Origin of the sequence: Bradyrhizobium sp. NBAIM18 (assembly GCF_020193825.1) — a bacterium.
GTDB lineage: Bacteria > Pseudomonadota > Alphaproteobacteria > Rhizobiales > Xanthobacteraceae > Bradyrhizobium > Bradyrhizobium yuanmingense.
Map to the genome: position 1 here is coordinate 17697 of NZ_JADYVO010000010.1, position 25181 is coordinate 42877.

General features: G+C 65.1%; 25 protein-coding genes. 9 read left to right on the forward strand and 16 right to left on the reverse strand.

Translation table 11 applies throughout. From position 1 onward, the window contains the following. Positions 1-178 precede the first annotated feature (178 nt). Positions 179-1735, forward strand: coding sequence for a winged helix-turn-helix domain-containing protein (locus tag I6F17_RS22045; RefSeq protein ID WP_036036501.1), 1557 nt, complete (start codon positions 179-181; stop codon positions 1733-1735). 60 nt (positions 1736-1795) lie between these two features. Here the strand turns inward: I6F17_RS22045 and I6F17_RS22050 are convergent, their stop codons facing one another. From I6F17_RS22050 to I6F17_RS22065, 4 genes are all read right to left on the reverse strand, one after another. Continuing rightward, a complete protein-coding gene (locus I6F17_RS22050; RefSeq protein WP_225131275.1) occupies positions 1796-2473 on the reverse strand; it encodes a hypothetical protein in 678 nt (225 codons plus the stop codon). A 90-nt stretch (positions 2474-2563) separates the two neighbouring features. Further along, a complete protein-coding gene (locus I6F17_RS22055; RefSeq protein WP_225131277.1) occupies positions 2564-3277 on the reverse strand; it encodes a hypothetical protein in 714 nt (237 codons plus the stop codon). 133 nt (positions 3278-3410) lie between these two features. Continuing rightward, a complete protein-coding gene (locus I6F17_RS22060; protein WP_036021252.1) occupies positions 3411-3659 on the reverse strand; it encodes a hypothetical protein in 249 nt (82 codons plus the stop codon). Positions 3660-3795: 136 nt separating this feature from the next. After that, entirely contained in the window at positions 3796-4761 is a 966-nt protein-coding gene (locus tag I6F17_RS22065; RefSeq protein WP_225131279.1) for a nitronate monooxygenase, read from the reverse strand. A 108-nt stretch (positions 4762-4869) separates the two neighbouring features. Here I6F17_RS22065 and I6F17_RS22070 point away from each other — a divergent pair, with 108 nt between their 5' ends. Then, complete coding sequence (locus tag I6F17_RS22070) at positions 4870-6432, forward strand: AMP-binding protein (protein ID WP_225131280.1); 1563 nt, start codon at positions 4870-4872, stop codon at positions 6430-6432. A gap of 374 nt (positions 6433-6806) precedes the next feature. Here the strand turns inward: I6F17_RS22070 and I6F17_RS22075 are convergent, their stop codons facing one another. The 7 genes from I6F17_RS22075 to I6F17_RS22105 all read right to left on the reverse strand — a co-directional run bounded on the left by I6F17_RS22075 (position 6807) and on the right by I6F17_RS22105 (position 12394). Further along, positions 6807-7580, reverse strand: a complete 774-nt coding sequence (locus I6F17_RS22075; RefSeq protein WP_225131282.1) for a thioesterase family protein — start codon at positions 7578-7580, stop codon at positions 6807-6809. Between the two features lie 22 nt (positions 7581-7602). Then, complete coding sequence (locus I6F17_RS22080; protein ID WP_036021244.1) at positions 7603-8571, reverse strand: nitronate monooxygenase family protein; 969 nt, start codon at positions 8569-8571, stop codon at positions 7603-7605. Between the two features lie 271 nt (positions 8572-8842). Next, complete coding sequence (locus I6F17_RS22085; RefSeq protein WP_036036488.1) at positions 8843-10243, reverse strand: aspartate ammonia-lyase; 1401 nt, start codon at positions 10241-10243, stop codon at positions 8843-8845. Positions 10244-10273: 30 nt separating this feature from the next. Beyond that, positions 10274-10816 (reverse strand): hypothetical protein, encoded by a 543-nt coding sequence (locus tag I6F17_RS22090; RefSeq protein WP_225131284.1) that lies wholly within the window; start codon positions 10814-10816, stop codon positions 10274-10276. Positions 10817-10863: 47 nt separating this feature from the next. Continuing rightward, positions 10864-11466, reverse strand: a complete 603-nt coding sequence (locus tag I6F17_RS22095; protein ID WP_081492862.1) for a YqaA family protein — start codon at positions 11464-11466, stop codon at positions 10864-10866. 46 nt (positions 11467-11512) lie between these two features. Next, positions 11513-11917: a phosphoribosyl-ATP diphosphatase gene (gene hisE / locus I6F17_RS22100; protein ID WP_057028251.1), complete on the reverse strand. Its 405-nt coding sequence runs from the start codon at positions 11915-11917 to the stop codon at positions 11513-11515. A gap of 117 nt (positions 11918-12034) precedes the next feature. Further along, positions 12035-12394 (reverse strand): hypothetical protein, encoded by a 360-nt coding sequence (locus tag I6F17_RS22105; RefSeq protein ID WP_036036482.1) that lies wholly within the window; start codon positions 12392-12394, stop codon positions 12035-12037. 226 nt (positions 12395-12620) lie between these two features. Here I6F17_RS22105 and I6F17_RS22110 point away from each other — a divergent pair, with 226 nt between their 5' ends. From I6F17_RS22110 to I6F17_RS22135, 6 genes are all read left to right on the forward strand, one after another. Further along, a complete protein-coding gene (locus tag I6F17_RS22110; protein ID WP_225131286.1) occupies positions 12621-13670 on the forward strand; it encodes an ABC transporter substrate-binding protein in 1050 nt (349 codons plus the stop codon). An 82-nt stretch (positions 13671-13752) separates the two neighbouring features. Then, entirely contained in the window at positions 13753-15549 is a 1797-nt protein-coding gene (locus I6F17_RS22115) for a glucan ABC transporter ATP-binding protein/ permease (protein ID WP_225131288.1), read from the forward strand. Positions 15550-15738: 189 nt separating this feature from the next. After that, a complete protein-coding gene (locus tag I6F17_RS22120; protein WP_225131291.1) occupies positions 15739-17244 on the forward strand; it encodes a D-alanyl-D-alanine carboxypeptidase family protein in 1506 nt (501 codons plus the stop codon). 190 nt (positions 17245-17434) lie between these two features. After that, positions 17435-19120 (forward strand): long-chain fatty acid--CoA ligase, encoded by a 1686-nt coding sequence (locus tag I6F17_RS22125; RefSeq protein WP_225131293.1) that lies wholly within the window; start codon positions 17435-17437, stop codon positions 19118-19120. Between the two features lie 15 nt (positions 19121-19135). Continuing rightward, a complete protein-coding gene (locus I6F17_RS22130; RefSeq protein WP_225131294.1) occupies positions 19136-19690 on the forward strand; it encodes a DUF924 family protein in 555 nt (184 codons plus the stop codon). A gap of 108 nt (positions 19691-19798) precedes the next feature. Further along, on the forward strand, positions 19799-20284 hold the full coding sequence (locus I6F17_RS22135; protein WP_028180275.1) for a peroxiredoxin: 486 nt from the start codon (positions 19799-19801) through the stop codon (positions 20282-20284). 110 nt (positions 20285-20394) lie between these two features. Here the strand turns inward: I6F17_RS22135 and rnhA are convergent, their stop codons facing one another. The 3 genes from rnhA to ispH are packed head-to-tail and all read right to left on the reverse strand — an operon-like array spanning position 20395 to position 22814. Next, positions 20395-20859, reverse strand: coding sequence for a ribonuclease HI (gene rnhA, locus I6F17_RS22140; RefSeq protein ID WP_035997507.1), 465 nt, complete (start codon positions 20857-20859; stop codon positions 20395-20397). After that, the gene (locus I6F17_RS22145) at positions 20856-21839 is read right to left on the reverse strand and encodes a homoserine kinase (RefSeq protein ID WP_225131296.1); all 984 of its coding nucleotides are present in this window, start codon (positions 21837-21839) and stop codon (positions 20856-20858) included. The genes rnhA and I6F17_RS22145 overlap by 4 nt, the downstream gene beginning before the upstream one ends. A gap of 6 nt (positions 21840-21845) precedes the next feature. Then, positions 21846-22814, reverse strand: a complete 969-nt coding sequence (ispH, locus tag I6F17_RS22150; RefSeq protein ID WP_036021214.1) for a 4-hydroxy-3-methylbut-2-enyl diphosphate reductase — start codon at positions 22812-22814, stop codon at positions 21846-21848. Between the two features lie 263 nt (positions 22815-23077). On the opposite strand from ispH, the gene I6F17_RS22155 reads away from it, so the two are divergent. Next, positions 23078-23773: a cell cycle transcriptional regulator TrcR gene (locus I6F17_RS22155; RefSeq protein ID WP_035997500.1), complete on the forward strand. Its 696-nt coding sequence runs from the start codon at positions 23078-23080 to the stop codon at positions 23771-23773. A gap of 83 nt (positions 23774-23856) precedes the next feature. Here the strand turns inward: I6F17_RS22155 and I6F17_RS22160 are convergent, their stop codons facing one another. Together I6F17_RS22160 and I6F17_RS22165 are read right to left on the reverse strand one after the other, a co-directional pair. Then, the gene (locus I6F17_RS22160; protein ID WP_225131298.1) at positions 23857-24603 is read right to left on the reverse strand and encodes an OmpW family outer membrane protein; all 747 of its coding nucleotides are present in this window, start codon (positions 24601-24603) and stop codon (positions 23857-23859) included. A gap of 193 nt (positions 24604-24796) precedes the next feature. Then, positions 24797-25066, reverse strand: coding sequence for a hypothetical protein (locus tag I6F17_RS22165; RefSeq protein WP_035997494.1), 270 nt, complete (start codon positions 25064-25066; stop codon positions 24797-24799). Between the last annotated feature and the right edge of the window lie 115 nt (positions 25067-25181).

Below are 25181 nucleotides of genomic sequence, written 5' to 3' on the forward strand. Positions count from 1 at the left end.
CGTCGCCAGATTTACACCGCAACATCTAGCTGCGGATGTATTCCCCTCGGAAAACCACATGGCTGCCATCACGCGATTGCGATGAACCAAACGCCCCCTTCGGCAGACACACGATCTTTCGACCCAAATTTCATTTTGTTTGTTTGCCCGATTTCGCAATGAGGCCCGAGTTTTCGACGTGCAGTTTCTGTTCCGGGACCACCTTCTCGATACCGACCGGCGCGAGCTGAGCCGCGAGCAGGTTCCCATTGCCGTGGAGCCGCAGGTTTTCGACCTCGTCGTCCACCTCATGCAGAACCGCGACCGGGTCGTCAGCAAGGACGAGCTGATCGACAAGATCTGGCACGGGCGCAGCGTCTCCGAATCCACACTGACCAGCCGGATCAACGCGGCGCGCAAGGCGATCGGCGACGATGGCGCGAGCCAGTCGCTGATCCGCACCATCACCCGCAAGGGTTTTCGCTTCGTCGGCGACGTCCAGACGCAAATCGGCGCGGTCGCGCCGGAGCCGATCCGGATCGCCCCGTCCCAAGCCACCTTCGCGCTGCCGGAGCGGCCCGCGATCGCCGTGCTGCCCTTCACCAATATGAGCGGCGAGGTCCAGCAGGATTATTTCTCCGACGGTATCAGCGAGGACATCATCACGGCGCTGTCGAAGCTGCGCTGGTTCTTCGTCATCGCGCGCAACTCCTCCTTCGTCTACAAGGGCCGCGCCGTGCACATCCACGAGGTCGCGCGGGAGCTCGGGGTGCGCTACGTGGTCGAGGGCAGCGTGCGGCGGAGCGGCGAACGGGTGCGCATCTCGGCCCAGCTCAACGACGTCTCGACCGGCAGCCATCTCTGGGCCGAACGCTACGACCGGGAACTCGCCGACATCTTCGCCGTGCAGGACGAGATCACGGAAGCGATCGTCGCCGCCATCGAGCCGCAGCTCTATGCTGCCGAAAGCTTCCGGGCCCAGCAGAAGCCGCCGGGCAGCCTGGATGCATGGGACCTCGTGATGCGCGCGCTGTCGCATTATTGGCGCATCACCCGCGAGGACAATGCCGCCGCGCAGAAGCTGCTGGAAGAAGCGGTGGCGGTCGATCCCGCCTATGGCAAGGCGCTCGGCCTGCTCGCCACCAGCCATATCTTCGGCGCGCATATGGGCTGGGCCGACATGGCTGCCACCGTGCCGGTCGCCGAACGTGCGGCGCTCGCGGCGGTGGAGGCCGACCGCGAGGATGCCTGGGCCCATCACGGCCTTGCTTACACCTATCTGTTCCGCCGCCGCTTCGATGATGCGCTGGCCGAATTCGAGCTGGCCCTGCGGCTCAACCCGAATTTCGCGATGGCGCATGCCTTCCACGGCGTGACGCTATGCTATGCCGGACGTTGGCAGGACGGCGATGCCGCCGCCCGCCGCGCGCTGCGGCTGAGCCCGCGCGACCCGCTCGCGGCGATCTATTGCGGGGTTGCGGCCTATGCCCGGTTCGTCGGCCGCGACTATGCGGGCGCCGTGCAGATGGCTCGGGAATCGATGCGCCAGCGCGGGGATTTCGTCGGCGCCCACCGCGTGCTGACGGCCGCCGCCGGCATGCTCGGCGATCCCGCTCTCGCAGCATCCGCCCTGGAAGGCCTGCGCCGCACCCAGCCCGAGGTCTCGCTGGCCTGGATCACACGCGAGCTGCCGATGCTGCGGGAAGAGGATCGTACGCACTATCTCGAGGGGTTGCGGCGCGCCGGAATGACGTGAGCGTTGCGGGAAATACTGGAGCGGCTGCTCCGCTTGCAGCTACGATTCCCGCGTCAGCTGCTAATCGTCGTCAGGCCCGAACAGCTTGATCTGCGGGAAGCCGCCGCGCGTCCGGCCCGCGTAATCGCGCGCCTCGGAATCCTCGCGGATGTTGCGGGCGACGTCATCCCAATCGGTGCGGTCGCGCATGCCGCGCGGCTCGCGGGACTCGTAATAATAGCGGCGCTCGGCCCAGCGCTCGCGACGCTCGGCTCGGCGCCGTTCGGACGCGGCGCGCTTCACATCGGAATCCCTTGCCTTGGCATAGGCGTTATTCGGTGAGGACGACGGCTCGGTCGAGGCCTGCTGCTCGGCAGGCCTTGCGGCCTGTGGCGCAGCGGCGGGCTTGGGCGGCTCGACTGCAGCGGCTTGCGAGGGTTGAAGCGCCGGTGGGACATTCGCCTGCGTGGTTGGCGTGTCGGGTTTTGCGGGTTCAGGCTTTGCTTCGGCCTGTGCGGGCGCGACGATCATCGCGCCAAAGGCTTGTGAGCCGGTGAGATAGTTCACACGCTCGGAGGGAGCGTTAGTGCTGGCCGGCGTGGGAGTTGCCGCGCGCTGCGCCAGCTTGCTGGTGTCCGGCCCCTGCTTGGACGCAACCGGATTCATGATGTTGCCGGCAACGATGCCGCCACCGAGACCAATGGCGATGGCCGCGACGATAGTTCCGGCACCGACAAAATAAGCTGTCGAGGCGCGCATTCATCCACTCCCTCTTTCGGAGCGGGCAACGCGTGGGGATTGCCAGATGTTCCTGATAAGCCGCGGCTCCTCGACGAGGAACCGCGTGCGTCAGATCTGCTGCGCGACCTTCTCAAGCCCGATGAGGCGAGCGAGCTTGCGCACTTCTTCCTTCTGGTCGTCGCGAAGCTGGAACAACAGCGGCATCGCGGCCGACTTCAGCTGCTGCACCTCGTCGCAATTCGGATCGATCTGCGCGCTGGGCGGTGCATTGGGATTCGACAGCCTGTTCGCCTGGATCTTGCGGGCGACGTTGCGCAGCGCGGTCTCGACCGAGGGCCAGTAATATTCCTGGGACGAGGAGAGTTTCAGGCGATCCCTGATGCCCGCGATCTGCACGTCGGACAGCAGCGAATAGGATTTTTGCGGCTGCGGCTTGGCGACGACTTTCGGCTTGGCCGGAACTTCGATGGCCGGAACCTCGGTCGCGGCGGGCGCCTCGTGCGCGCTCGGCTTCGGCATCGGGAAATCGGATGGCGTGGCGGCGGCGAAGGCCTGACGCAGCGGCTCGGTCAGGACCGGTGCCTGCGCCAGCTTGTCGGCGGCAACTTGGACCGGCTCGATCGCGGCCGAGGCCAGCGCGAGCGTCGGAACCAGACGGTCGGCCTTGGCGGCGCGGTTGGTTGCGAGCGGCTTGGCCGGGGGCGCCTCGGCGATCATCGCGGCGCTGACGCTGGGAACGCTGTCGCGGCCGAGGATCGCGGTGGTGGCGGCGCCGAGGACGAGGAAACAGGTCAGCGCGACGATGGTGATGGCTTTGGACAAACGTCTCTCCCCGTCCGACTTCAAGTCCACGTGATCACTGCCCGGAAACTGGGCGATAATTAAGGCTGAACCGTGCCATTGCGGCGGCAATCGCGCGGAGTAAGGCGACATCGTCCAGAAACCCCCAACGAAATCAGGCTGCTGCCGCAAGGTCATAGGCATCTTGGATGTCGGCGACGATCTCCGAGGCTTCCCAGACCGCGCGCGGCTCGACCGATTGCAGCGTCACCGTCCAATTGCCGCCGCGGCGGGTCCGGGGGACGCTGACGATGTCAAACCGGACGTTGCGACACAGCGGGTGGCGGGCCAGCGCATGGGCGACGCGGACGCGGATCTCGTCCAGGGTCGCAGCCGTTTTGCCGTTGAGATAATTGAAGTCCATCGCCTGTCCCTCTCGTCCTGATTGGCGGCCACAAGAGGGATTCTTGGCTGGCGATGGTTAATCCGCCGTTAAGTGGGATGGGCCGGAGGCATGCGGGATTAACCCTGCCCGATCCCCTGTGGGAGAGGCGACGACGCTACCGCCCACCCGCTTCCCGATATTCGGCGATGGTCTGCGCAACGAGATCCTCGACCGCGAGCACATCAGTGACACCCGATGTCGAATGCCCGCCGCTCCAGATATCGCGCCAGCGCTTGGGGCGGCTGTCGCGGGCGGCGACGTCGATATCCGCAGTGATATTGATCGCGCCGCGCGCCGGCAGATTGTCGGGATCGAGCCCGGCGGCCGCGATCGATGGCCTCAGCATGCTGGTCTGCAAGCCCGTGAACGCGGTGGTGAGCAAGATGTCGTCGGCGCTGCTCTCGACCAGCATCTGCTTGTGACGCTTGTCCGCCCTGCTCTCACGCGTCGCGATGAACTTCGTGCCCATATAGGCGAGATCGCAGCCGAGCACTTCGGCGGCACGCAGCGCGCGACCGTCGCTAATTCCGCCCGCGAGCACGATGATGCCGTCGTAGAATGCGCGCACCGCACGGACGAAGGCGAACGGGTTGAGCCAGCCGGTCTGGCCGCCAGCACCGGCAGTGAGCAGGACCAGCCCGTCCGCCCCCGCTTCCGCGGCGCGTTCGGCATGGCGGATCGAGGCCACGTCCGCCAGCACCAGCGCGCCGGCGTCGTGCAGCGGCTTCAAGACTGGCGCCGGCGAGCCGACCGACGTAATGACGATCTCCGGCTTGTGCCGCAGCAGCACGGCGAGATCCTGCTCCAGCCGCGCATTGGAGCGGTGGACGATCAAGTTCGGGCAAAGTGGCGCTGCCTTTCGCCCGGTTTGATCTTCATGCTGCCGCAGCCGCAGCTTGATTTCGGTCAGCCATTCATCGAGCTGTTCCGCGCCACGGCAATTCGCGGTGGGAAAGCTGCCGATCACCCCGTTGCGGCAGGCTGCAACCATGAGCTCGACGCCCGATACCAGAAACATCGGCGCCGCGATCAGCGGCAGAGCATGACGATCGCGGAAGCGTTGCAGTCGATCTGATGGCATGCATGCCTCCCTCGCGCGGGCTTTGTGGTTTCCTCCCGCAGTCTCTGTGCTAGCGTCGTCAGCAACATTGGCACGCCATAAGCCGGTGACAAAGCAACGAGGAAACATATGCCTGATCCGCTCCACGCATCATGCCCGGCTTGTGCGCAGACGCTACGAGCGCTGTCGCGCTATCCCGACCGCATTGCTTTCGCCTGGCCCGAGGGATCGCTGAGCTATCGGGGTGCCATCGACCTGATCGGACGGATCCAGGGCGTGTTCATGCGGCTCGGCTTGGAGCCCGGCGCCCGCGTAGCCTTCCTCACGGCGAACCGCGCCGACAGCTGGTGCGCCGGCGTCGCCGCCCAATTGGCCCGCCTCTGCATCACCTGGCTCCACCCTCTGGGCTCGCTGGAGGACCAGCTGTTTCAGCTCAAGGATTCCGAAGCCGAGATGCTGGTGGTGGATGCGGCCGCCTTCCGCGACCGCGGCGGCGAGCTCGCCGCGAAGGCCGGTCGGCTCAAGGCGGTCTTCACTATGGGACCGGCCGGCTACGGCGTCGATCTGCTGGCGGCGGTCGAGAGTGCGGGGCACGCCAGCGCACAGTGCCTCGCCGGCTCCGACGATCTCGCCACACTGAACTACACCGGCGGCACCACCGGAAAATCCAAGGGCGCGCTACGCTATCACCGCGAAAATGCCGGCGCCGCCGGCGCGATCCTGGCCGACTTCGAGATCCCCGAGGCTGCGCGCTACCTCACGGTCGCGCCGATCAGCCATGTCGCGGGCACGAAGGTGCTGCCGACCCTGATGCGCGGCGGCACCGTGCACATGCTGAAAGGCTTCGATCCCGAAGCCGTGCTGTCAACGATCGCACGCGAGCGCATCAACTTCACGCTGTTCGTTCCGACCATGATCTATGTGCTGCTCGATCAGCCCGCGCTCGGCAAGACCGACCTCTCCTCGCTCGAGCTCGTGCTCTATGGCGCCTCCGCGATGTCGCCGAGCCGACTGCTGGAGGGCATCGAACGCATCGGCCCTGTGTTCTCGCAGCTCTACGGGCAGACCGAATGCTATCCCGTCTCGGTGCTGCGCAAGGCCGACCACGATCCCCAGCGGCCGGAGCTGTTCCTGTCCTGCGGCTTCCCGATCGCGGCCTGCGAGGTCAAGATCCTCGACGACAACGACCAGGAGGTGAAGACGGGCGAGGCCGGCGAGATCTGCGTGCGCGCGCCGCATGCGATGGCGGAGTACTGGAAGCGGCCCGATACCACCGCCGAGACGCTGAAGAACGGCTGGGTCCACACCGGCGACATCGCACGTCAGGACGAGCGCGGCTACATGTTCATCCTCGACCGCAAGAAGGACATGATCGTCACAGGCGGTTTCAACATCTTCCCCCGCGAGGTCGAGGACGTCCTGTCGCAGCACGCGGACGTGGCGATGGTCGCGGTCGTCGGCATTCCCGACGAGAAATGGGGCGAAGCCGTCACCGCCATCGTCGTCCCGCGCGAAGGGACGAACCCCAATCCGGACGAGCTGATCAACCTGGTAAAGACGCGGAAGGGCTCGGCGCATGCGCCCAAGCAGATCCAGTTCGTCAAGCAATTGCCGATGACCGGGGTCGGCAAGGTCGACAAGAAGGTGCTGCGTGCGGGCTTCTGGAGCGGGCGGGACCGGATGGTGGGGTAAAGACTCCGGAATTCTACGGTGTCGTTGTTGCTTCGGCACCACAGCCCGCAACGGAGTCTGCGACGGCGATGCCCGCGCAATTGCCGGCGAATCAGGGAATCAACTAAACCGCTGACGGGGCTGGGAAGCGGAGAGTGAAATGAGAGTCGCTTCCCTGGAAAGTGCAGTCGCCGCGATCACGTTGATCACGGCCATCATCGTGGTGCTGTGGGGGATCAAGATCTTCTACGGTGTGTGAACTGGCAGGATGCCCTGGTCGAACACGACCTTGCATCCCTTCCGCGGCGGCGGAAGTCTGCCGTTCAATCCCGCGATACGCGAGAGAGCTCTCACACGATCGGTGTCATCGCCCGGCTGATCGCACATAGCGCCTCTCACCGCTTCTCGATCACGAGGCTCTGCACCGCGCGGCCGAAATAGCCCTGGCGGTCGGCGAGGCGTGACATCGCAAGGCCCGCGCCGTCGGGGCCGATCCAGGAATCGCCGTCGAGCAGGATCCACTCGCCGACCGGCTGGCGCGCAAAGCTCACGGTGAGGTCGGCGTTGATGTAGGTCCAGGCACGGAAGTCGAGCGTCGAAGCGGTGCCGTTGGAGAAATCGGCGGCGACCACGGCGCGCATCGCCTGCGAGACGGCCTCGCCTTCGATCAGCGGATGGTCGACACGAAACCAGATCGCGCCGGCGCCGGCCCGGCCGAAGCGGCCGCGCGCGGCGCGCATCGAGACCGATCGCACGAACGGGCTGGTGGCGGCGTGACCGTCCTCGACCAATGAATCCTCCGGCGACGGCAACGTGACCGGAAGTTCCTCGACCTCGTCGGGCAGCGTCAGCGCCTGGCGCCTGATCTTGAGCACGGTGGCGCCGACCACCTGCACGCCGTCGGCGAGCAGCTTGATCCCGCAGAGCTGGATCTTGCGGCCCTCGCGCAAGATTTCGGTGGCGATCGTAAGCGGCGCCACCGGTACCGGGCGCATCAGATCGATGGTCACGCGCGCGACATCCATCGGCACCGCCGCAGGGATGCGCTCAGCCGCCCATGTCACCAGCGATGCCGGTGCCGAGCCGTGCTGCATGCGCCGATCCCAGGGGCCGGCTGCATCGGGGCTGGTGACGACGTCGTTGCCGTCGACGCGGTAAATGGGGGGCATGCAGCACTCGATCTGGGTGCGATCACAACGGCGGATCGATCGCTTCGTCGTATTCCTTCTTGAAGCGCGCGATCAGCTCGGCCGCCGGCACGACCTTGTCGATGCTGCCGATGCCTTGGCCGCTTCCCCAGATCTCCTTCCAGGCCTTCGGCTTGGCGCGCTCGCCGGAGGCGTCCGTGCCGAAGTTCATCTTGGAGGGATCGGACGTCGGCAGATTTTCGGGGTCCATGCCCGCCGCCAGGATCGAGGGCTTCAGATAATTGCCGTGCACGCCGGTGAAGAGATTGGAATAGACGATGTCGTCGGCGCTCGAGCCCGCGATCATCTCCTTGTACTTCTCGACCGCATTGGCCTCCTTGGTCGCGATGAAGGCCGAACCGATATAGGCGAAGTCGGCCCCCAGGATGCGCGCGGCGCGGATCGCCTTGCCGTTGCCGATCGCACCCGACAGCGCGATCGGACCGTCGAACCATTTTCGTGTCTCGGCCACGAAGGCCAGCGGCGAGATGGTGCCGGCATGGCCGCCGGCGCCGGCCGCGACCAGGATCAGCCCGTCGGCGCCCTTCTCGATCGCCTTGTGCGCGAATTTCTGGTTGATCACGTCGTGGAAGACGATGCCGCCCCAGCCGTGCACGGCCTGGTTCAGCTCCTCGCGGGCGCCGAGCGAGGAGATGATCATCGGCACCTTGTACTTGGCGCAGAGCTGCATGTCGTGGTCGAGCCGGTTGTTCGACTTGTGCACGATCTGGTTGACCGCGAACGGCGCCGACGGCCTGTCGGGATGAGCGCGGTCATAGGCCGCGAGCTCTTCGGTGATCCGCGCCAGCCATTCGTCCAGCAGCTCCGGCGGCCGCGCATTCAGCGCCGGAAACGAGCCGACCACACCCGCCTTGCACTGCGCGATCACGAGATCGGGCACCGAGATGATGAAGAGCGGCGAGCCGATCACGGGGATCGACAGGCGCCCCTTGAACAAGGCAGGCATGGACATTGCGGTACGATCCTCTCAGCCGGTCAAATTGAAGTTGGGAGCCATACCAACAAGGCAATCTTTCCACTGTCAAGTATTGCGTTTTGGCGCCGCAGCGGAGGCCATTGCCGCAATTCCAAGCAGCGGAATTCCTCACCCGTCATTCCGGGGCGAGACAGAGCGTCGAGCTATGATGCGCGATTGCGCATCAGAGAATCCATCGGGCGTCAGCACGCGCGGCGAAATGGATTCCGGGCTCGCGCTTCGCGCGCCCCGGAATGACAGCGACCGCCTACCCGATCAAATCCGGGTTGATCAGCCGCTCGAACGAGAACATCTCGTCCCACTTCTCCTGTGTCAGCAGCTTGCGTTCGGTCACGACGATCTGGTGCAGCGACTTGCCGGTCTTGTAGCCTTCGCGCGCGATCTCGGCGCATTGCTTGTAGCCGAGCAGCGGCTTCAGCACCGTGACGATGCCGAGCGAGTTCAGCACCATGTTGCGGGTGTGCTCCTCGTTGGCGGTGATGCCGACGACGCAATTCTCGCGCAGGCTGTTGACCGCGCGCTCCATGGTGCGGATCGAGAAGAACAGCGCGAACGAGATCACCGGCTCCATCACGTTGAGCTGGAGCTGACCGGCGCTTGCCGCCAGCGTCACCGTGGTATCGAGGCCGATGACGAGGAAGCTGGTCTGGTTGACGACTTCGGGAATGACCGGATTGACCTTGCCGGGCATGATCGAGGAGCCCGGCTGAAGCTGCGGCAGGTTGATCTCGTTCAAGCCCGCGCGCGGACCGGAGGCAAGCAGGCGGATGTCGTTGCAGATTTTCGTCAGCTTGCTGGCCGTGCGCTTGAGAACGCCGGAGAGCTGCACATAGGCGCCGGTGTCGGAGGTCGCCTCGACGAGATCGCCGGCGAGGATGAAATCCACGCCGGTGAGCGCACTGAGGTGCCGGACGGCGAGCTTGGGATAACCGACCGCCGCCGTGACGGAGGTGCCGATCGCGGTGGCGCCGAGATTGATCTCGCGCAGCAGCGCGCGCGCTTCCGAGATGCGGTCGACCTCCTCGCCGATCGTGGTGCCCCAGCCTCGGAATTCGGCGCCGAGCGACATCGGCACGGCGTCCTGCAGATGCGTGCGGCCCATCTTCAGCACCCGGTCGAACTCGCGACCCTTGGCGAAGAAGGCTTCCTGGAGCTGGCGCAACGCGGTCATGTAGCTCTCGAGCCGCAGGATCAGGGCCAGCCGAAAGGCGGTCGGATAGGTGTCGTTGGTCGACTGGCCGTAATTGACGTGATCGTTCGGACTGACGTGCTGGTAGTCGCCCTTGGCAAAGCCGAGCGATTCCAGCGCGAGGTTGGCGATCACCTCGTTGGCGTTCATGTTGGTCGACGTGCCGGCACCGCCCTGGATGAAATCGGTGACGAACTGATCCATCATGTCGCCCGCGATAACGCGGTCGCAGCCGAGGATGATGGCGTCCGCGACCTTGGCATCGATCGCGCCGAGGTCGCGATTGGCCATCGCGGCGGCCTTCTTGACGTAACCAAGCGCCTTCACGAAGTAAGGCTCCTGGTTCATCGGAATGCCGGTGATGTGGAAGTTCTCCTTACCCCGGATGGTCTGGACGCCGTAATAGATGTCGTCGGCGATCTCACGCTGTCCGAGGAAGTCCTGCTCCGTGCGGCTCATGGGCGCTCCTTGGTTCTCGCGCGCCGGCTTTCAGTTCTGGCACAGCGCGCTGGTCACGAAAGTGTCGGTGCGGCAGTCGTCCGGTTTACGTTGCCGGCCCGGGATCAGGACCTTGGCCGAGCATTTTTCCGCGGAGTCGGCGTTCAGGCTCTTGCCTTCCTTGTAGCCCTTGCCCTGGCAGAGCTGGTCGGCCGCCTGCTTGCAGTCGGGCGCGCCGTTCGCAGAGACCGGGCAGATCACGCGCCCTGACACCATGGTCGAGGGCTTGGCCAGCCGCGACAGGTCGTCCATGGTTTCACTGGGGCTTTTGATCGGCGGCAGGATCAAAGGCAGCTTGTCGAACAGCTTGCCCATTTCGTTGATCAGCCCGGGATTCTCCTCGCGCGCCGGCGGCGCCGAAGGAGGGGGCGTCGATGGCGACGGGCCGGCCGGCGCCCCCTGCTGCTGAAGGCCGAGCGCCGGCGGGGCGGATTGCGGCCGGGCCGCCCCTCCGGCAGCGAGCAGCAGCAGCAGCAGCGCTGTCGACATCAGCGTCCCATGCCGTGCCGCCGGATTGCCGGATCGAACCATCATGACGACAACCGTAGCCGAAGCCGGCGCGGCGGCAAAGCGCCGCGGCTCTAGATCAGCTTGATGGCGATAACGAAGCCGAGCACCAGCACGATCGCGCCGAGCGCGACCCACAATCCGAGATGCCGCTCGATCCTGACCCGGATCCAGTCACCGTAGCGGTTGAGCAGGATCGCGACGACGAAGAAGCGTCCGCCGCGCGCGACGATCGAGCACAGGACGAACAGGAGGATGTTGTAGCCGGCAAAGCCCGAGGTGATGGTGACGAGCTTGTAGGGGATCGGCGTCAGTCCTTTGAGCAGGATGATGACCGCACCCCATTCCGCATAGGAGGCGCGGAAGGCGTCAACCTTGTCGGCGAGACCGTAGACCTGGATCAGCCACTGGCCGACCGAGTCGAACAGCAGCGCGCCGATGGCGTAGCCGACGACGCCGCCGAGCACCGAGGTCACGGTGCAGATCGCGGCATAGAACCAGGCGCGCTGCGGCCGCGCCAGGGACATCGGAATCAGCATCACATCCGGCGGGACCGGAAAGAAGGAGCTTTCGGCGAAGGACACGATGCCCATGATCCAGAGCGCATAGGGCTTGTGGGCGGCGTCGATGCACCAGTCGTACATTCGTTTCAGCATGGCGCCGCGATGAAGCACCATGGGACGGATTTGTCCATCGCCAGTTTTTGAGCGATTTGTGACGTTTCTAGTGGCGCTTGCGCGCGGCGCGGCCGTCGAGCGCGACAATAGGCCGCCGCGAGGCCATGCGCGGTGACGCGACTTTGGGCAATTTCGCCGGCGACTTCGGCAGTTTTTCGGCAATTCCGAGCATGTCCTCCCGCCGTGTCATTTCCCGCCAGACGTCCTCGGGGCGTACTCCGGCCGAAGCCCACAGCACGGTGAGATTGTAGAGCAGGTCGGCGCTTTCCCGGATCACGGCCTCGCTATCGCCATTGACCGCATCGATGACGACTTCGATGGCCTCTTCGGCGAGCTTCTTTGCCATTTTTGAGGGCCCACGCTGAAACAGCCGGGCCGTGCGCGATGTTGCCGGATCAAGGTCTCTGGCCGCGAGTACAGCCAGATATAGCCGCTCAAGCGAATCACTCATGGTACGCAAAACTACTCGAAACAGATGGCCGGCGTGTTAACACGCGGCAATGTAAGCAAAAAACAAGCCGCCGCGGCAAGCGCGACGGCCTGTTCGTCGATCAGAATGGCCGATCCGTCAATAGCAGCTGTAGCCGGAATAGCCGTGGGCGCAGGGATTCTTGTAGCCGCCATAGGTGTAGCGGTTGCCCGAGTCGTAATAATACGAACCATAGCCGGGGCCGCTGTAATAGGCCGGGCCGCCCTCGTAATAGTAAACCGGACCCGGATCATAGGCGTAGGCATTGCGGCTGGCTGCGATCGCGAGGCCGGTCGCGGCGAGCCCGAACATCGCGGCAGCAGCGGCGCCGCCGCCACCGCCATGCCAATGACGACCGCCCGCGTAAGAGGCGCTGGGTGCAGCGGCAGTCAGGGCCATCACGGCGATCGTGGCCAGAACGGCCTTGCGGCCGACGAACTTCGAAAGGCTGTCAAACATGATCTGGACCCTCCTTGGGACCTCGGATGTGCCTGACGACAGGCTGATGTCTGTCAAACACTCACCACCTAAGTAGGTTCCCCAATCCCAACACAAGCTGAACGGGGTTGCGTAACGATGCCGCAAGCCCGCTCATCCGCCGTTCATGTTCGCGCGCGCACGTTCGTCGCGGGCCGGCGCTTGCCAAGCGTCACGAAACCATAACATTGCGGGGCCGGCGCGACCGATGTCCGGATTCAAGACGATCGCCCTTCAATACCTGTTGGCCCTTGCAATCGCGTTCACCGCATCGACGGTGCGCGAATGCATTGCGGCCGAGAGCGGCACTCCCTCGACCGCCATCCGTTTCACCTTCGACCGTCCCATCGATGCGAGCATGGCGCCATTCTTCCTTGCGGCGAAGGACGGCAGGTTCGGCGCCGAGCATCTCAACGTGTCCTTCAACAGCGCGAGCGGATCGCCGGAGGCGCTCGCACGGCTCGCCAAAGGCGACAGCGAGCTTGCGCTCGTCGACATCAACGAGCTGATACGCTTTCGCGACAAGGACGACGCGGCGCCGGTCAAGGCCGTGTTCGTGCTGTTCGACCGCGCGCCTTACGCGATCATCGCGCGCAAAAGCCGCGGCATCCGTCTCCTGCCCGACCTCGACGGCAAGACCGTCGGCGTTGCCGACGGCGATCTGTCGATGCGGCTGTGGCCGGCGCTGGCGCAGCAGAACGGCATCAAGGCATCGCACGTCAAATTCCACAAGATCAGTGCCGCGGTGCGCGAGCCGATCCTGTCCGCAGGACAGGTCGATGCCGTCGCCGGGTTCAGCTATCTCTCGGCGGTGAACCTGCGCGATCGCGGCGTACCCGAAGCCGATCTCGTCGTGCTGCGCTATGCGGACTACGGCTGTGAGGCCTACGGCTTTGCCGTGGTCGCCAACACCGCCTTCGCCGCAGCGAAGCCGGATGCCGTGAAAGGCTTCGTCCGCGCCTTGATCGCGGGCATCACCGCGACGGCCAGGGAGCCGGCGCGTGCGGCGGAGGAGGCCGTGAGCCGCATCGAGGACGGCGACCGCAATTTGGAGCTGAAGCGCCTGCACGCGGTCCTTGCCGACAATATCCTGACCGACGAGGTCAAGCGCTACGGCCTCGGCGGCGTCGAGCCGGCGCGCCTGGAACGTTCGATTGATCAGATCGCGCGGGACTTCAAATTCCGCAAACGGCCGACGGCTCGCGACGTCTTCGACGGCCAGTTCCTGCCGCCGCGGGCAGAGCGGCTGATCAACTGAGTAAAACTGAAAGCTTGCGCTGTATCTCGCGGCGGTCCCTGCTTAGAATGTGGGCTCCCTCGTCGCCGAGTCCCTCGCCCACATGTCCATCGTCCGACTCTACACCCGCGTTCTCGAGTTGCTCGGCAAGGAGGCGCGGCTGGGCTGGCTCCTCGCGGTCGCCAACCTCCTGCTGGCGGGATCCCAGTTCGCCGAGCCCGTGCTGTTCGGCCGGATCGTCGACGTCCTCTCGGGCAAGACCGTGGCCGGCTCGAGCTCGGCCTGGCCGTTCCTGGTCGCCTGGGTCGCGTTCGGACTGTTCACCATCGTCTGCAGCGCGCTGGTGGCCTTGCAGGCCGACCGGCTCTCGCATCGCCAGCGCCAGGCGGTGCTGACCGACTATTTCGAGCACATCCTGCAGCTGCCGTTGACCTTCCACTCCGGCACCCATTCCGGCCGGCTGATGAAGGTCATGCTCAACGGCACGGACGCGCTGTGGCGGCTGTGGCTCGGCTTTTTCCGCGAGCATTTTGCCGCGATCCTTTCGGTCCTGGTGCTGCTGCCGTTGTCGCTCTACCTGAACTGGCGGCTGGCGATCCTCTTGTTCGTGCTCTGCATCGTCTTCACGGCGCTGACCACCTTCGTGGTGCGCAGGACCTTCGGCATGCAGATGGCGGTCGAGGAGCACTACAGCGAGCTCTCCGCGCGCGCGTCTGATGCGCTCGGCAACGTCGCGCTGGTGCAGAGCTTCGTGCGCGTCGAATCCGAGGTCAAAGGGCTGCGCTCGGTCGCCGACGAGCTGCTGGCCGCGCAGATGCCGGTGTTGTCGTGGTGGGCGCTGGTCACGGTGATCACGCGCGCCTCCACCACCATCACGGTGCTCGCGATCTTCACCCTCGGCATCGCGTTGCACGACCAGGGCCTGACCTCGGTCGGCGAGATCGTGATGTTCGTGAGCTTCGCGACGCTGCTGATCCAGAAGCTCGAGCAGGTGGTCAGCTTCATCAACAACGTGTTCATGGAAGCTCCGCGGCTGCGCGAGTTCTTCAATGTGCTCGACGCCGTGCCCGCGGTGCACGACCGGCCTGACGCAATCGATGCCGGCAGGCTGTCGGGCCTCGTCGAGTTCAACGACGTCACGTTCTCCTATGACGGCAAACGGCCGGCGATCGAGGACCTCACCTTCACCGCGCTGCCGGGCCAGACCATTGCGCTGGTCGGCCCGACCGGGGCCGGCAAGTCCACCGCGATTGCGCTCCTGCACCGGGCCTTCGATCCGCAATCCGGCGTCATCAAGATCGACGGCATGGACGTGCGCGGCGTCACGCTGACCTCGCTGCGGCGGAACATCGGTGTCGTGTTCCAGGAAGCGCTGCTGTTCAACCGCTCGATCGCGGAGAACTTGCGCGTCGGCAAGCCGGATGCGACCGAGGCCGAGATGCGCAAGGCGGCGGAGCGCGCGCAGGCGCTCGAATTCATCGAGCGCAGCGGCGGCTTCGAGACCAATGCCGGCGAGCGCGGCCGCATGCTCTCCGGCGGCGAACGGCAGCGGCTCTCGATCGCCCGCGCCCTGCTCAAGGATCCGCCGATCCTGATCCTGGACGAGGCGACCTCCGCGCTCGACGCGGTCACCGAGGTCAAGGTGAACGCCGCTCTCGACGAAGTGATGAGGGGCCGCACCACCTTCGTGATCGCCCATCGCCTCTCCACCATCCGCAACGCCACGCGGATTCTGGTGTTCGAGAATGGACGGGTGATCGAAACCGGAACTTTCGATGAACTCGTGGCCAAAGGCGGCCATTTTGCCGAGATGGCCAAGGCCCAGTTCATGGTGCAGGAGAACGCACGGGCCAGCGTGACGGCCGCCGAGGCTGCCGCGACAGCTGCCAAATCCCCCTAGCAAGTCCCGAGAGGACCGTCGAAATTCGGCCTACTTCGTTGCGGAATACCGCGCCGATCCCCCTATTCTCGACGCACCAGCCGGTATAGGTTTGCGACGCCGCAAGCGGCGGCGCTGGATTTCAGAACCGACAATCAGATCACGAGAACCGACCGTATCAGGCGGATCTCCAAGGACCGGAATCGGATAGTGCACGCCCTTCGCCCGCTGCTTCGCAAATCCCTGTTCAACCTGTTCGCTGTGACGCTCGCCTGTGCCGCGATGCTCGCGCCGCGCACGGCGAGCGCAGAAGCGCTCCTGCTGATCGAGGCCGACAGCGGCAAGGTGTTGCAGGCCGAAAACGCGACCCTTCCCTGGTACCCGGCCTCCGTGACCAAAATCATGACCGCCTATGTGACGCTGAAGGCGGTCAAGGACGGCAGGCTGACGCTCGACACGCTGCTCACGGTGTCGCCGACCGCGGCCTCGCAATCGCCATCGAAGATGGGGTTCCGCCCGGGAACCCAAGTCACCGTCGACAACGCGCTGAAGATGATGATGGTCAAGTCGGCGAACGACATGGCCGTGGTGCTCGCCGAAGGCGTCAGCGGCTCGGTCGACGGCTTCTCCGCGGTGATGAACGACACCGCGAGGAAGCTCGGCATGGCGCAGACGAGCTATGTCAATCCAAACGGCCTGCCCGCCGAAGGCCAGATCACCTCTGCGCGCGACCTCGGCATCTTGGCGCGGTCTTTCCTGCGCGACCTGCCGGAATACGAGTACTACATGCATATCCCGGCGATCCGCTTCGGCAAGCGCGTCACCGGCAATTTCAACAAGCTGATCGGCCGCTATCCCGGCGCCGACGGGTTCAAGACCGGCTTCATCTGCGCCTCCGGCTACAACCTCGTCGCCTCGGCCACGCGCAACGGCCGCCGGCTGATCGCGGTGGTGCTCGGTGCAAACTCCGGCACGGCACGCGCGGTGAAGGCGGCGCAGCTGCTGGAGCGTGGCTTCGCTCCGGACAACCTCACCTGGCTGCGCCCCTCGCTCGGCACGGTCGACAATCTCGTGCCGGTCGATGCCACGCCGCCGAACCTGCGCGACGAGATGTGCGGACCCAACCGCAAGCGGCCGGCCAGCGACGACGACGATGCGCTGATTGCGGCCAGTGGCGGCGCGACCGGATCGGGCTCCGCCACCGGCGGCGCGGCCCAGTTCACCTTCTTCACGGCAGGCCTGCAGCCGCCGCTGATGAAAGCTTCCGAGCTGATGGCCTCGGCTGCGGCGCCGACCGAGCCCGTGCTGGTCTATACCGGCCCGACCCGCACCGGCACCGCCCTGATTGCCGCTGTGGCAGCCGATGCCGACCAGCAGGCCGCGTCCAAGCCGCGCGCCAAGAAGCCGCGCGTCGCCAAGAAGCCAGACGCCGCCGACAAGCCGGCCGATAAGCCCAAGGACACCAAGACCGCGGCGGCCAAGCCGGATGCCAAGCCGACTGACGGCAAGGCGGCCAAGCCGGCCACGCCCCAACCGGCCGCAACCAAGCCGGCTGGCGCCAAGCATGCCGCGACCAAGCCGGATGCGGTGGCGAAGCCCGCCGAGAAGCCTTCGGCCGGCGGCGATCAGGCGGCGAAGCCCGCCAAGCCCAAGGCAGCGACGACCCCCGCTGCGACGAAGCCTCCCGCCGCGGCCAAGCCGGCCAACAACAGTTAACGCCGCTCGGCACTAAACCGCAGCCCCGCTTCGCACCTGCGGCAGCACCGTTTTGCGACGATTCCAGTAGCGACGGCCCGACCTTTGCCCTAAGCCACGACGGCTTGCCACCCGTTCCGGCAAGCTGGATACTGGCGACAACGAGGCAAGCCCGAGAACAACGGGCCCTGGTCAATGAGGGGAGTCTTCCATGGAGCGCATCTGGCTCAAGCAATATCCGCCCGGCGTGCCTGCCGATATCGAGCCGACGCAATACGCATCGCTGGTCGACCTGCTGGAGGAGAGCTTCACCAAGTTCGCCGACCGCAAGGCATTCATCTGCATGGACAAGTCGATCAGCTATCGCGACCTCGACCAGATGTCGGTCGCGCTCGCCGCTTACTTGCAGGGCCGCGGGCTGCAGCGCGGCGCGCGTATCGCCATCATGATGCCGAACGTGCTGCAATACCCGGTCGCGACGGCCGCCGTGCTGCGCGCCGGTTTCGCGGTGGTCAACGTCAACCCGCTCTATACGCCGCGCGAGCTCGAGCACCAGCTGAAGGATTCGGGCGCCGAAGCGATCATCGTGCTGGAGAACTTCGCCCACACCGTCGAGCAGGTGATCGCGAAGACGCAGGTGAAGCACGTCATCGTCGCCAGCATGGGAGACCTGCTCGGCTTCAAGGGCGTGATCGTCAACCTCGTCGTCCGCCGGGTCAAAAAGATGGTACCGGCCTGGTCGTTGCCGGGCTCGGTCTCTTTCAACGACGCGCTGTCCGCCGGCCGCGGCATGACGTTCAACAAGCCGAAGCTGTCGCCTGGTGACGTCGCCTTCCTGCAATATACCGGCGGCACCACCGGCGTCTCCAAGGGCGCCACGTTGCTTCATCGCAACATCGTCGCCAACGTCTTGCAGAACGATGCGTGGCTGCAGCCGGCGCTCGCCGCGCCGCCGCATGTCGACCAGCTCATGATCGTCTGCGCGCTGCCGCTCTATCACATCTTCGCGCTGACGGCCTGTTATCTGCTGGCTGTGCGCGCTGGCGGCTGCAACTTGCTGATCCCGAACCCGCGCGATATCCCCGGCTTCATCAAGGAGCTGGCGAAATACCAGGTCAACACCTTCCCGGCCGTGAACACGCTCTACAACGCCTTGATGCACCATCCCGACTTCAAGAAGCTCGACTTCTCCAAGCTGAAGATCTCGAACGGCGGCGGCATGGCGGTGCAGCGCCCCGTTGCCGAGCAATGGAAGAACATCACGGGCTGCAGCATCGCCGAGGGCTACGGCCTGTCGGAGACGTCGCCTGTCCTGACCTGCAATCCGCCCACGGCGACCGAGTTCGCCGGCTCGATCGGCATCCCCGTGCCGTCGACTTACATCTCGATCCGGGACGACGAGGGCAACGAGGTCCCGCTCGGCCAGGCGGGCGAGATCTGCGCCAAGGGCCCGCAGGTGATGTCCGGCTACTGGAACAGGCCGGAAGAGACCGCCAAGGTGATGACCGCGGACGGCTATTTCCGCACCGGCGATATCGGCGTGATGGACGAGAGGGGCTATATCAAAATCGTCGACCGCAAGAAGGACATGATCCTGGTCTCCGGCTTCAACGTCTATCCGAACGAGGTCGAGGAAGTCATCGCGAGCCATCCAGGCGTGCTCGAATGCGCCGTGATCGGCATCCCCGATTCCAAGTCGGGCGAAGCGGTGAAGGCCTTCGTGGTGAAGAAGGACCCGAACCTCACGGCGGATGCCGTGATCAAGTTCTGTCACGACCAGCTCACCGGCTACAAGGTGCCCAAGCACGTCGAATTCCGCAATGACCTGCCGAAGACCAATGTCGGCAAGATCCTGCGTCGGCAGCTGCGCGACGAGAAGAAGGCGGAGGCGGCGTAAGGCGCGCCTCCGTTCATGGCTGACGCCCGCGACATCACGCCATCAGGCGTTCTCGCCTTCTGGCGAGAGGCCGGGCGCCAACGCTGGTACGAGCGCAGCGATGATTTCGATGCGGAGATACGACGCCGCTTTCTCTCGCTGTGGCAGAAGGCAGCCGCCGGCGAGCTTGCCTCATGGGAGACAAGCGACGACGGCGTGCTGGCACTCGTCATCGTGCTCGACCAGTTTCCCCGCAACATGTTTCGCGGCACGCCGCAGGCCTTTGCCAGCGACGCACAGGCGCGCGACGTCGCCCGCCGCGCCATCGCGCGCGGCGTCGATCGCAGGGTTGATCCCCTCCTGCTGGAATTCCTCTATTTGCCCTTCATGCATTCCGAGCACCTGGCCGACCAGTTGCATTGCGTCGCGCTGTTTCAAAACACCGACAATACCGAAAGCCTGAAATACGCGCGCGACCACGCCGATATCATCGCGCGGTTCGGCCGCTTTCCCCACCGCAACCGTCTCCTCGGCCGCGACACCACCGAGGAGGAGCAGGCCTTCCTCGACGGCGGCGGTTGCGCCGGCTGATGACATCACGGTGAACGGCCGCCATCCTCGCCGCTTCCGCCACTGGCAATATTGTGCAGGCCCGCCGCCCGGTCTAAAAAGCGGGACCGATTTTCAGGGAGACTGACGATGGCGATCCAGATTGGCGACAAGCTGCCCGAGGCGAAATTCCGCGTGATGACGGCGGAAGGCCCGCAGGTGAAGACCACCGACGACATCTTCAAGGGCAAGAAGGTGGCGCTGTTCGCGGTGCCCGGCGCCTATACCGGCACCTGCCACAAGATGCATCTGCCGAGCATCTTCCTCAACGCCTATGCCATGAAGGACAAGGGCGTCGACACCATCGCCATCGTCTCCGTCAACGACGCCTTCGTCATGAACGCCTGGAAGCGCGACACCGACCAGCGCGACGAGGCCGTCTTCCTCGCCGACGGCAATGCCGACTTCACCAAGGCGATCGGCATGGAGCTGGACGCCTCCGCCAACGGCCTCGGCATCCGCTCCAAGCGCTATTCGATGCTGATCGAGGACGGCGTGGTCAAGAAGCTGAACCTCGAGGCGATGCCCGGCAAGGTCGAGGTCTCCGGCGGCGATACGCTGCTCGGGCAGCTGTAAGACTCTGGTCATTCCGGGACGCGCGCAGCGCGAGCCCGGAATCTATCTCACGTCACAACGCGGAGAGGAATGGATTCCGGGCTCGCCCTTCGGGCGCCCCGGAATGACATCTACTCCCTCACCCGCTGCTGCAACCGCGCCATGACGATGCCGTCGCGCGCCAGCTGGTCGGCGCGCTCGTTCTCGGGGTGGCCGGCGTGGCCCTTGACCCAGTGCCAGCGGACCTCGTGCTGCTTCAGCGCGGCGTCGAGGCGCTGCCATAGCTCGACATTCTTCACCGGCTTCTTGTCGGCGGTACGCCAGCCGTTGCGCTTCCAGCCGAAGATCCAGCCGGTGATGCCCTGCCGGACATACTGGCTGTCGGTGTAGAGGTCGACCGTGCACGGCCGCTTCAGCGCTTCCAGCGCCGAGATCGCCGCCATCAATTCCATCTGGTTGTTGGTGGTGTGCGGCTGGCCGCCGTTCAGCTCTTTCTCCTTGTCGCCGAACTTCAGGATCGCGCCCCAGCCGCCCGGCCCGGGATTTCCCGAGCAGGCGCCGTCGGTATAGATCGTGACATTGGGTAGCTCGCTCACGCCACCAGCCCCGACGGCATCAGCCCATAATCGCGCACGCTCGTCACGCTCTGATGGAAGCGCAGCTTGCGGACATACTCGACCGGATCCTTCGGCTTGACCAGCGCGCCTGCGGGCACGTTGAGCCAGTCGACCAGCCGCGTCAGCAGGAAGCGGATCGCCGCGCCCCGCGCCAGCAGCGGCAGCGCGGCCTCTTCGGCTTCGCTCAGCTTGCGCACCCGGCCATAGGCGTTGAGGAAGGCACGCGCCTTGGTGACGTTGAAGGAATGATCCGGCTCGAAGCACCAGGCGTTGAGGCAGATCGCGACGTCATAGGCCAGCATGTCGTTGCAGGCGAAGGTGAAGTCGATGATCCCCGAGAGCTTGTCGCCGAGGAAAAAGACGTTGTCGTTGAAAAGGTCGGCGTGGATCACGCCTTCGGGCAGGTTGCTCGGCCAGACGCCGCTCGAGAGATAATCAAGTTCGGCGGCAAGAAAATCGCGCAGACCGGGCTGCACCTCGTCGGCGCGGCTTGAAGCTGCGTCGAACAGCGGTCGCCAGCCGGAAACCGAGAGCGCATTGGTGCGCTTGATCGCAAAATTCGCGCCTGCCAGATGCATCTTCGCCAGCCCCTCGCCGACCCCGGCGCAATGGGTCGCGTTCGGCTTGCGCGGCCAGACGCCTTCGAGGAAGGTGATGATCGCTGCGGGCCGGCCTGCCAGCTCGCGCAGCGCCTCGCCGTCTCTTGCCTTCACAGGCAGCGGACAATTGACGCCGTGCTCGGCCAGATGCGTCATCAGCGCGAGAAAGAACGGCAGATCGTTCCTTGCCACGCGCTTTTCGTACAGCGTGAGGATGAACGAGCCTTTGCTTGTGTGCAGCAGGAAGTTGGAATTTTCGACGCCCTCGGCGATGCCCTTGTAGGAGAGCAATTCGCCGAGATCGTATTGCTTCAGGAAATCCGCAAGCTCGTCGGCGGCGACGTCGGTGTAGACCGCCATCAAGGTCTACTCGGCGGCAGCTTCGGGGCGCACCTGACGCGGCAACGGGAAGAACTCGTTCTCTTCCGCGGCCGAGACCGTCTCCACGTGCAGCGTGTAGCGCTCGGCGAAGGCGTCCATGATCTCCTCGACGATCACCTCAGGCGCGGACGCGCCAGCGGTGATGCCAAGGCTCTTGATGTTGCCGAACCTGGTCCAGTCGAGGTCCGCGGCGCGCTGCGCCAGCACCGCGATCTTGCAGCCCTCGCGCTCGGCAACCTCGCGCAGGCGCTGCGAGTTCGACGAGTTGGGAGCACCGACCACGATGAGCGCGTCCACCACCGGCGCCACCTTCTTCACCGCGAGCTGGCGGTTGGTGGTGGCGTAGCAGATGTCTTCCTTGTGCGGCCCGTTGATGTTGGGGAAGCGTTCCTTGAGCAGCGCGACGATCTCCGCGGTGTCGTCGATCGACAGCGTGGTCTGCGTCACGAAGGCGAGGTTGTTGGGGTCCTTCGGCGTGATGGTCTTGGCATCCTCGGCGGTCTCGATCAGGGTCACTGCGCCGGGCGGCAGCTGGCCGAGCGTGCCGACTACCTCGGGATGGTGGGAATGGCCGATCAGGAAGATCTCGCGGCCGCGCTTGAAATGGATCGCGGCCTCGCGATGCACCTTGGTCACCAGCGGGCAAGTCGCATCCAGCGAGAACAGATTGCGGGACTGGGCGTCGGCCGGAACCGACTTCGGCACGCCATGGGCCGAGAACACCACCGGGGCGGTGGTATTCTCGGGGATTTCGGCGAGCTCCTCGACGAAGATGGCGCCCTTCTTCTTCAACCCATCGACGACGTACTTGTTGTGCACAATCTCGTGGCGAACATAGACGGGGGCGCCGTACTTATCGAGCGCCCGTTCCACGGTGTCGATCGCCCGGACCACCCCGGCACAGAAGCCGCGGGGAGAACAAAGCACGATCTTGAGGTCTGGTTTGGCTGACATTGAGCGATCTCGGGACCGAATCACCCGATCGCGTTCTGCCGGGGCGGTCGATGGATGGGAATTTGGCTTAAAACTGTCGGCTTGAACCTTACAGCGGTTCAAAGGGAATTGGGCCCCCTTTCGGGCGGTGTCAAGGCACTATCTATAGCAGAACCATTGCATGGCTACCCCCTCCGGGCTTATATAGCGCGAATTCCCTGTCATCGCTGATGACCACCGGTTTCGCCTCCAGAGGGGTGGGCGAAGCACAAAGGAGATTTGCCATGAGCAACGCACCTCTGATGCCCAAGGCGACCGCCGTTTGGCTGCTCGACAACACCGCGCTGACCTTCGACCAGGTCGCCGATTTCACCAAGATGCATCCCCTCGAGGTGCGCGCCATCGCCGACGGCGACGCCGCCCAGGGCATCAAGGGCATGGATCCCCTCTCCAATGGCCAGCTGACCCGCGAGGAAATCGAGAAGGGCGAGAAGAACCCGGACTACCGGCTCCGCCTCCAGGAGAGCAAGGTGGTGCTGCCGCCCCAGCCCAAGCGCAAGGGCCCGCGTTATACCCCGGTCTCGCGCCGCCATGAGCGCCCGAGCGCCATCCTCTGGCTGCTGCGCAACCATGCGGAGCTCAAGGACGCCCAGATCATGCGCCTGGTCGGCACCACCAAGAGCACGATCGCGAGCGTGCGCGACCGTACCCACTGGAACACCTCGGCGCTGACCCCGATCGACCCGGTCACGCTCGGCCTGTGCTCGCAGATCGAGCTCGATTTCGAGGTGCAGCGCGCGGCGAAGGAGAAGCCGATCGACGCAGCCTATGGCGGCGCCACCCTGCTGCCGGCCTCCGAGACCACCCGCAAGGACGAGTACGAGCCCGCGGAGAAGTCCAGCGACGACCTCAACGTCGACGCCGTGTTCGCCAAGCTGAAGACGCTCGGCGGCAAGAAGCACGAGGACGAGGAGGAGTAATTCCTCCCGTTCATCCACCATCAACGCGAACGCGGCAGGAAAACCTGCCGCGTTTTGTTTGTACGCCCGAGCTGGGCTTCAGGTCAGAACTTGTAGGTCACACCCGCGCCGACCAGCCACGGATCGATATGCGCGGTGCCGGTGACCGGCAGGCCGGAAACGGTGGCGCTGTAGTTCGGGCGCAGCCAGAGCTTCTTGACGTCGACGTTGAGACCCCAGTGCCGGTCGATCATGTAGTCGAAGCCGAACTGGACGGCGCCGCCCCAGGCGTTGCTGACGTGCAGGTTGGTTGTGGTGGCGACGATCGCGGGCGGACCGGCGATCGCGGAAGGCGCATTGGCCGCGGAATTGTTGAAGAACACGGTGTAGTTCACGCCCGCGCCGACATACGGCTTGAACGCGCCGAACTGGTCGAAGTGATATTGCAGCGTCAGCGTCGGCGGCAGCAGCGTGGTCTTGCCGATCGGCAGATTCGCGAGCGAGCCGGTGCCGCTGATCGAATGCCTGGTCACGCCCAGGATCAATTCGGCAGCGATGTTCTTGGTGAAGAAATAGCTGATGTCGAGCTCGGGGACGACCTGGTCGCTGATCGACAGGCCTGAATTCGGCGACGACAGCGAAGGCACGCCCGCGACATTGACGGTGCTCCCGCCCGCATCCGGCAATACGCCGAGCACCCGAAGGCGGATCATCCACGGATTGAACGCCTCCACCGGCACCGGCGCCTTCTTGTAGACCGGCAGATCTGCCGCCTGCACTGATGCAAAAGTGCCCACGAGCATCGCGCCGAGCGTCGCGACCCGCGCCAAGTTTCTTATCGTTCCATCCATTTTCAATCCCCTTCAACCATGTCGACGCGTCGTTGCGCGACATCAGCGTCAGAGCAGAAAGAGGATGGTGAAGGATTTGATGCCGATCAAACCAGGACTATCGCGACGCGATTTGGCCCCCGGCGTTGCAGATGTGTCACGGAAACCGCGAATGCGAAGCGGGTGGCGCGGCAGCATAGTGCCGCAGCTCACATCACGGGCGCACGGGGTTGTTCAGCATGTACTCGCCGAGATCGCGCTGGCGGCGGTCGGCGCGCGCGGTGGCCGCGTTGCGCTGGACGTCGCGGTCCTTGCGGCAGGCCACGTAATCCGGCGAGCCCTGCGCATAGCCGCGGCTCTGGCAGACGGCATCGTCATCATCGCCGCCCGCCGCCACCGGATTCTGGTAGCGCGCCGAGCAGGCGGAGAGAGCGACGGCGAGAGCTAAGGCGGTCAGCAGGCGTGGCGCGGCGGCAAGTGGCATACGAGGTCCCCTATCGGCCGGCCCTGTTTAGCGCGGAATACGGAGATTGTAAGTCCCTGGACGCCGTTCCACGCTCGCTGTCGTTCCCCGCACAGGCGGGCGATGACAGTGGAGA

What these genes read in the sequence shown, in the direction of transcription:
- I6F17_RS22105 (WP_036036482.1), bottom strand. Translation starts at nt 12,394, where the DNA reads ATGTTTGACAGCCTTTCGAAGTTCGTCGGCCGCAAGGCCGTTCTGGCC.
- I6F17_RS22050 (WP_225131275.1), bottom strand. Translation starts at nt 2,473, where the DNA reads ATGCGCGCCTCGACAGCTTATTTTGTCGGTGCCGGAACTATCGTCGCG.
- I6F17_RS22155 (WP_035997500.1), top strand. Translation starts at nt 23,078, where the DNA reads ATGAGCAACGCACCTCTGATGCCCAAGGCGACCGCCGTTTGGCTGCTC.
- I6F17_RS22130 (WP_225131294.1), top strand. Translation starts at nt 19,136, where the DNA reads ATGGCTGACGCCCGCGACATCACGCCATCAGGCGTTCTCGCCTTCTGG.
- I6F17_RS22090 (WP_225131284.1), bottom strand. Translation starts at nt 10,816, where the DNA reads ATGATGGTTCGATCCGGCAATCCGGCGGCACGGCATGGGACGCTGATG.
- I6F17_RS22135 (WP_028180275.1), top strand. Translation starts at nt 19,799, where the DNA reads ATGGCGATCCAGATTGGCGACAAGCTGCCCGAGGCGAAATTCCGCGTG.
- I6F17_RS22110 (WP_225131286.1), top strand. Translation starts at nt 12,621, where the DNA reads ATGTCCGGATTCAAGACGATCGCCCTTCAATACCTGTTGGCCCTTGCA.
- ispH (WP_036021214.1), bottom strand. Translation starts at nt 22,814, where the DNA reads ATGTCAGCCAAACCAGACCTCAAGATCGTGCTTTGTTCTCCCCGCGGC.
- I6F17_RS22080 (WP_036021244.1), bottom strand. Translation starts at nt 8,571, where the DNA reads ATGTCCATGCCTGCCTTGTTCAAGGGGCGCCTGTCGATCCCCGTGATC.
- I6F17_RS22070 (WP_225131280.1), top strand. Translation starts at nt 4,870, where the DNA reads ATGCCTGATCCGCTCCACGCATCATGCCCGGCTTGTGCGCAGACGCTA.
- I6F17_RS22085 (WP_036036488.1), bottom strand. Translation starts at nt 10,243, where the DNA reads ATGAGCCGCACGGAGCAGGACTTCCTCGGACAGCGTGAGATCGCCGAC.
- I6F17_RS22160 (WP_225131298.1), bottom strand. Translation starts at nt 24,603, where the DNA reads ATGGATGGAACGATAAGAAACTTGGCGCGGGTCGCGACGCTCGGCGCG.
- hisE (WP_057028251.1), bottom strand. Translation starts at nt 11,917, where the DNA reads ATGAGTGATTCGCTTGAGCGGCTATATCTGGCTGTACTCGCGGCCAGA.
- I6F17_RS22075 (WP_225131282.1), bottom strand. Translation starts at nt 7,580, where the DNA reads ATGCCCCCCATTTACCGCGTCGACGGCAACGACGTCGTCACCAGCCCC.
- I6F17_RS22165 (WP_035997494.1), bottom strand. Translation starts at nt 25,066, where the DNA reads ATGCCACTTGCCGCCGCGCCACGCCTGCTGACCGCCTTAGCTCTCGCC.
- I6F17_RS22125 (WP_225131293.1), top strand. Translation starts at nt 17,435, where the DNA reads ATGGAGCGCATCTGGCTCAAGCAATATCCGCCCGGCGTGCCTGCCGAT.
- I6F17_RS22115 (WP_225131288.1), top strand. Translation starts at nt 13,753, where the DNA reads ATGTCCATCGTCCGACTCTACACCCGCGTTCTCGAGTTGCTCGGCAAG.
- I6F17_RS22145 (WP_225131296.1), bottom strand. Translation starts at nt 21,839, where the DNA reads ATGGCGGTCTACACCGACGTCGCCGCCGACGAGCTTGCGGATTTCCTG.
- I6F17_RS22095 (WP_081492862.1), bottom strand. Translation starts at nt 11,466, where the DNA reads ATGGTGCTTCATCGCGGCGCCATGCTGAAACGAATGTACGACTGGTGC.
- I6F17_RS22060 (WP_036021252.1), bottom strand. Translation starts at nt 3,659, where the DNA reads ATGGACTTCAATTATCTCAACGGCAAAACGGCTGCGACCCTGGACGAG.
- I6F17_RS22065 (WP_225131279.1), bottom strand. Translation starts at nt 4,761, where the DNA reads ATGCCATCAGATCGACTGCAACGCTTCCGCGATCGTCATGCTCTGCCG.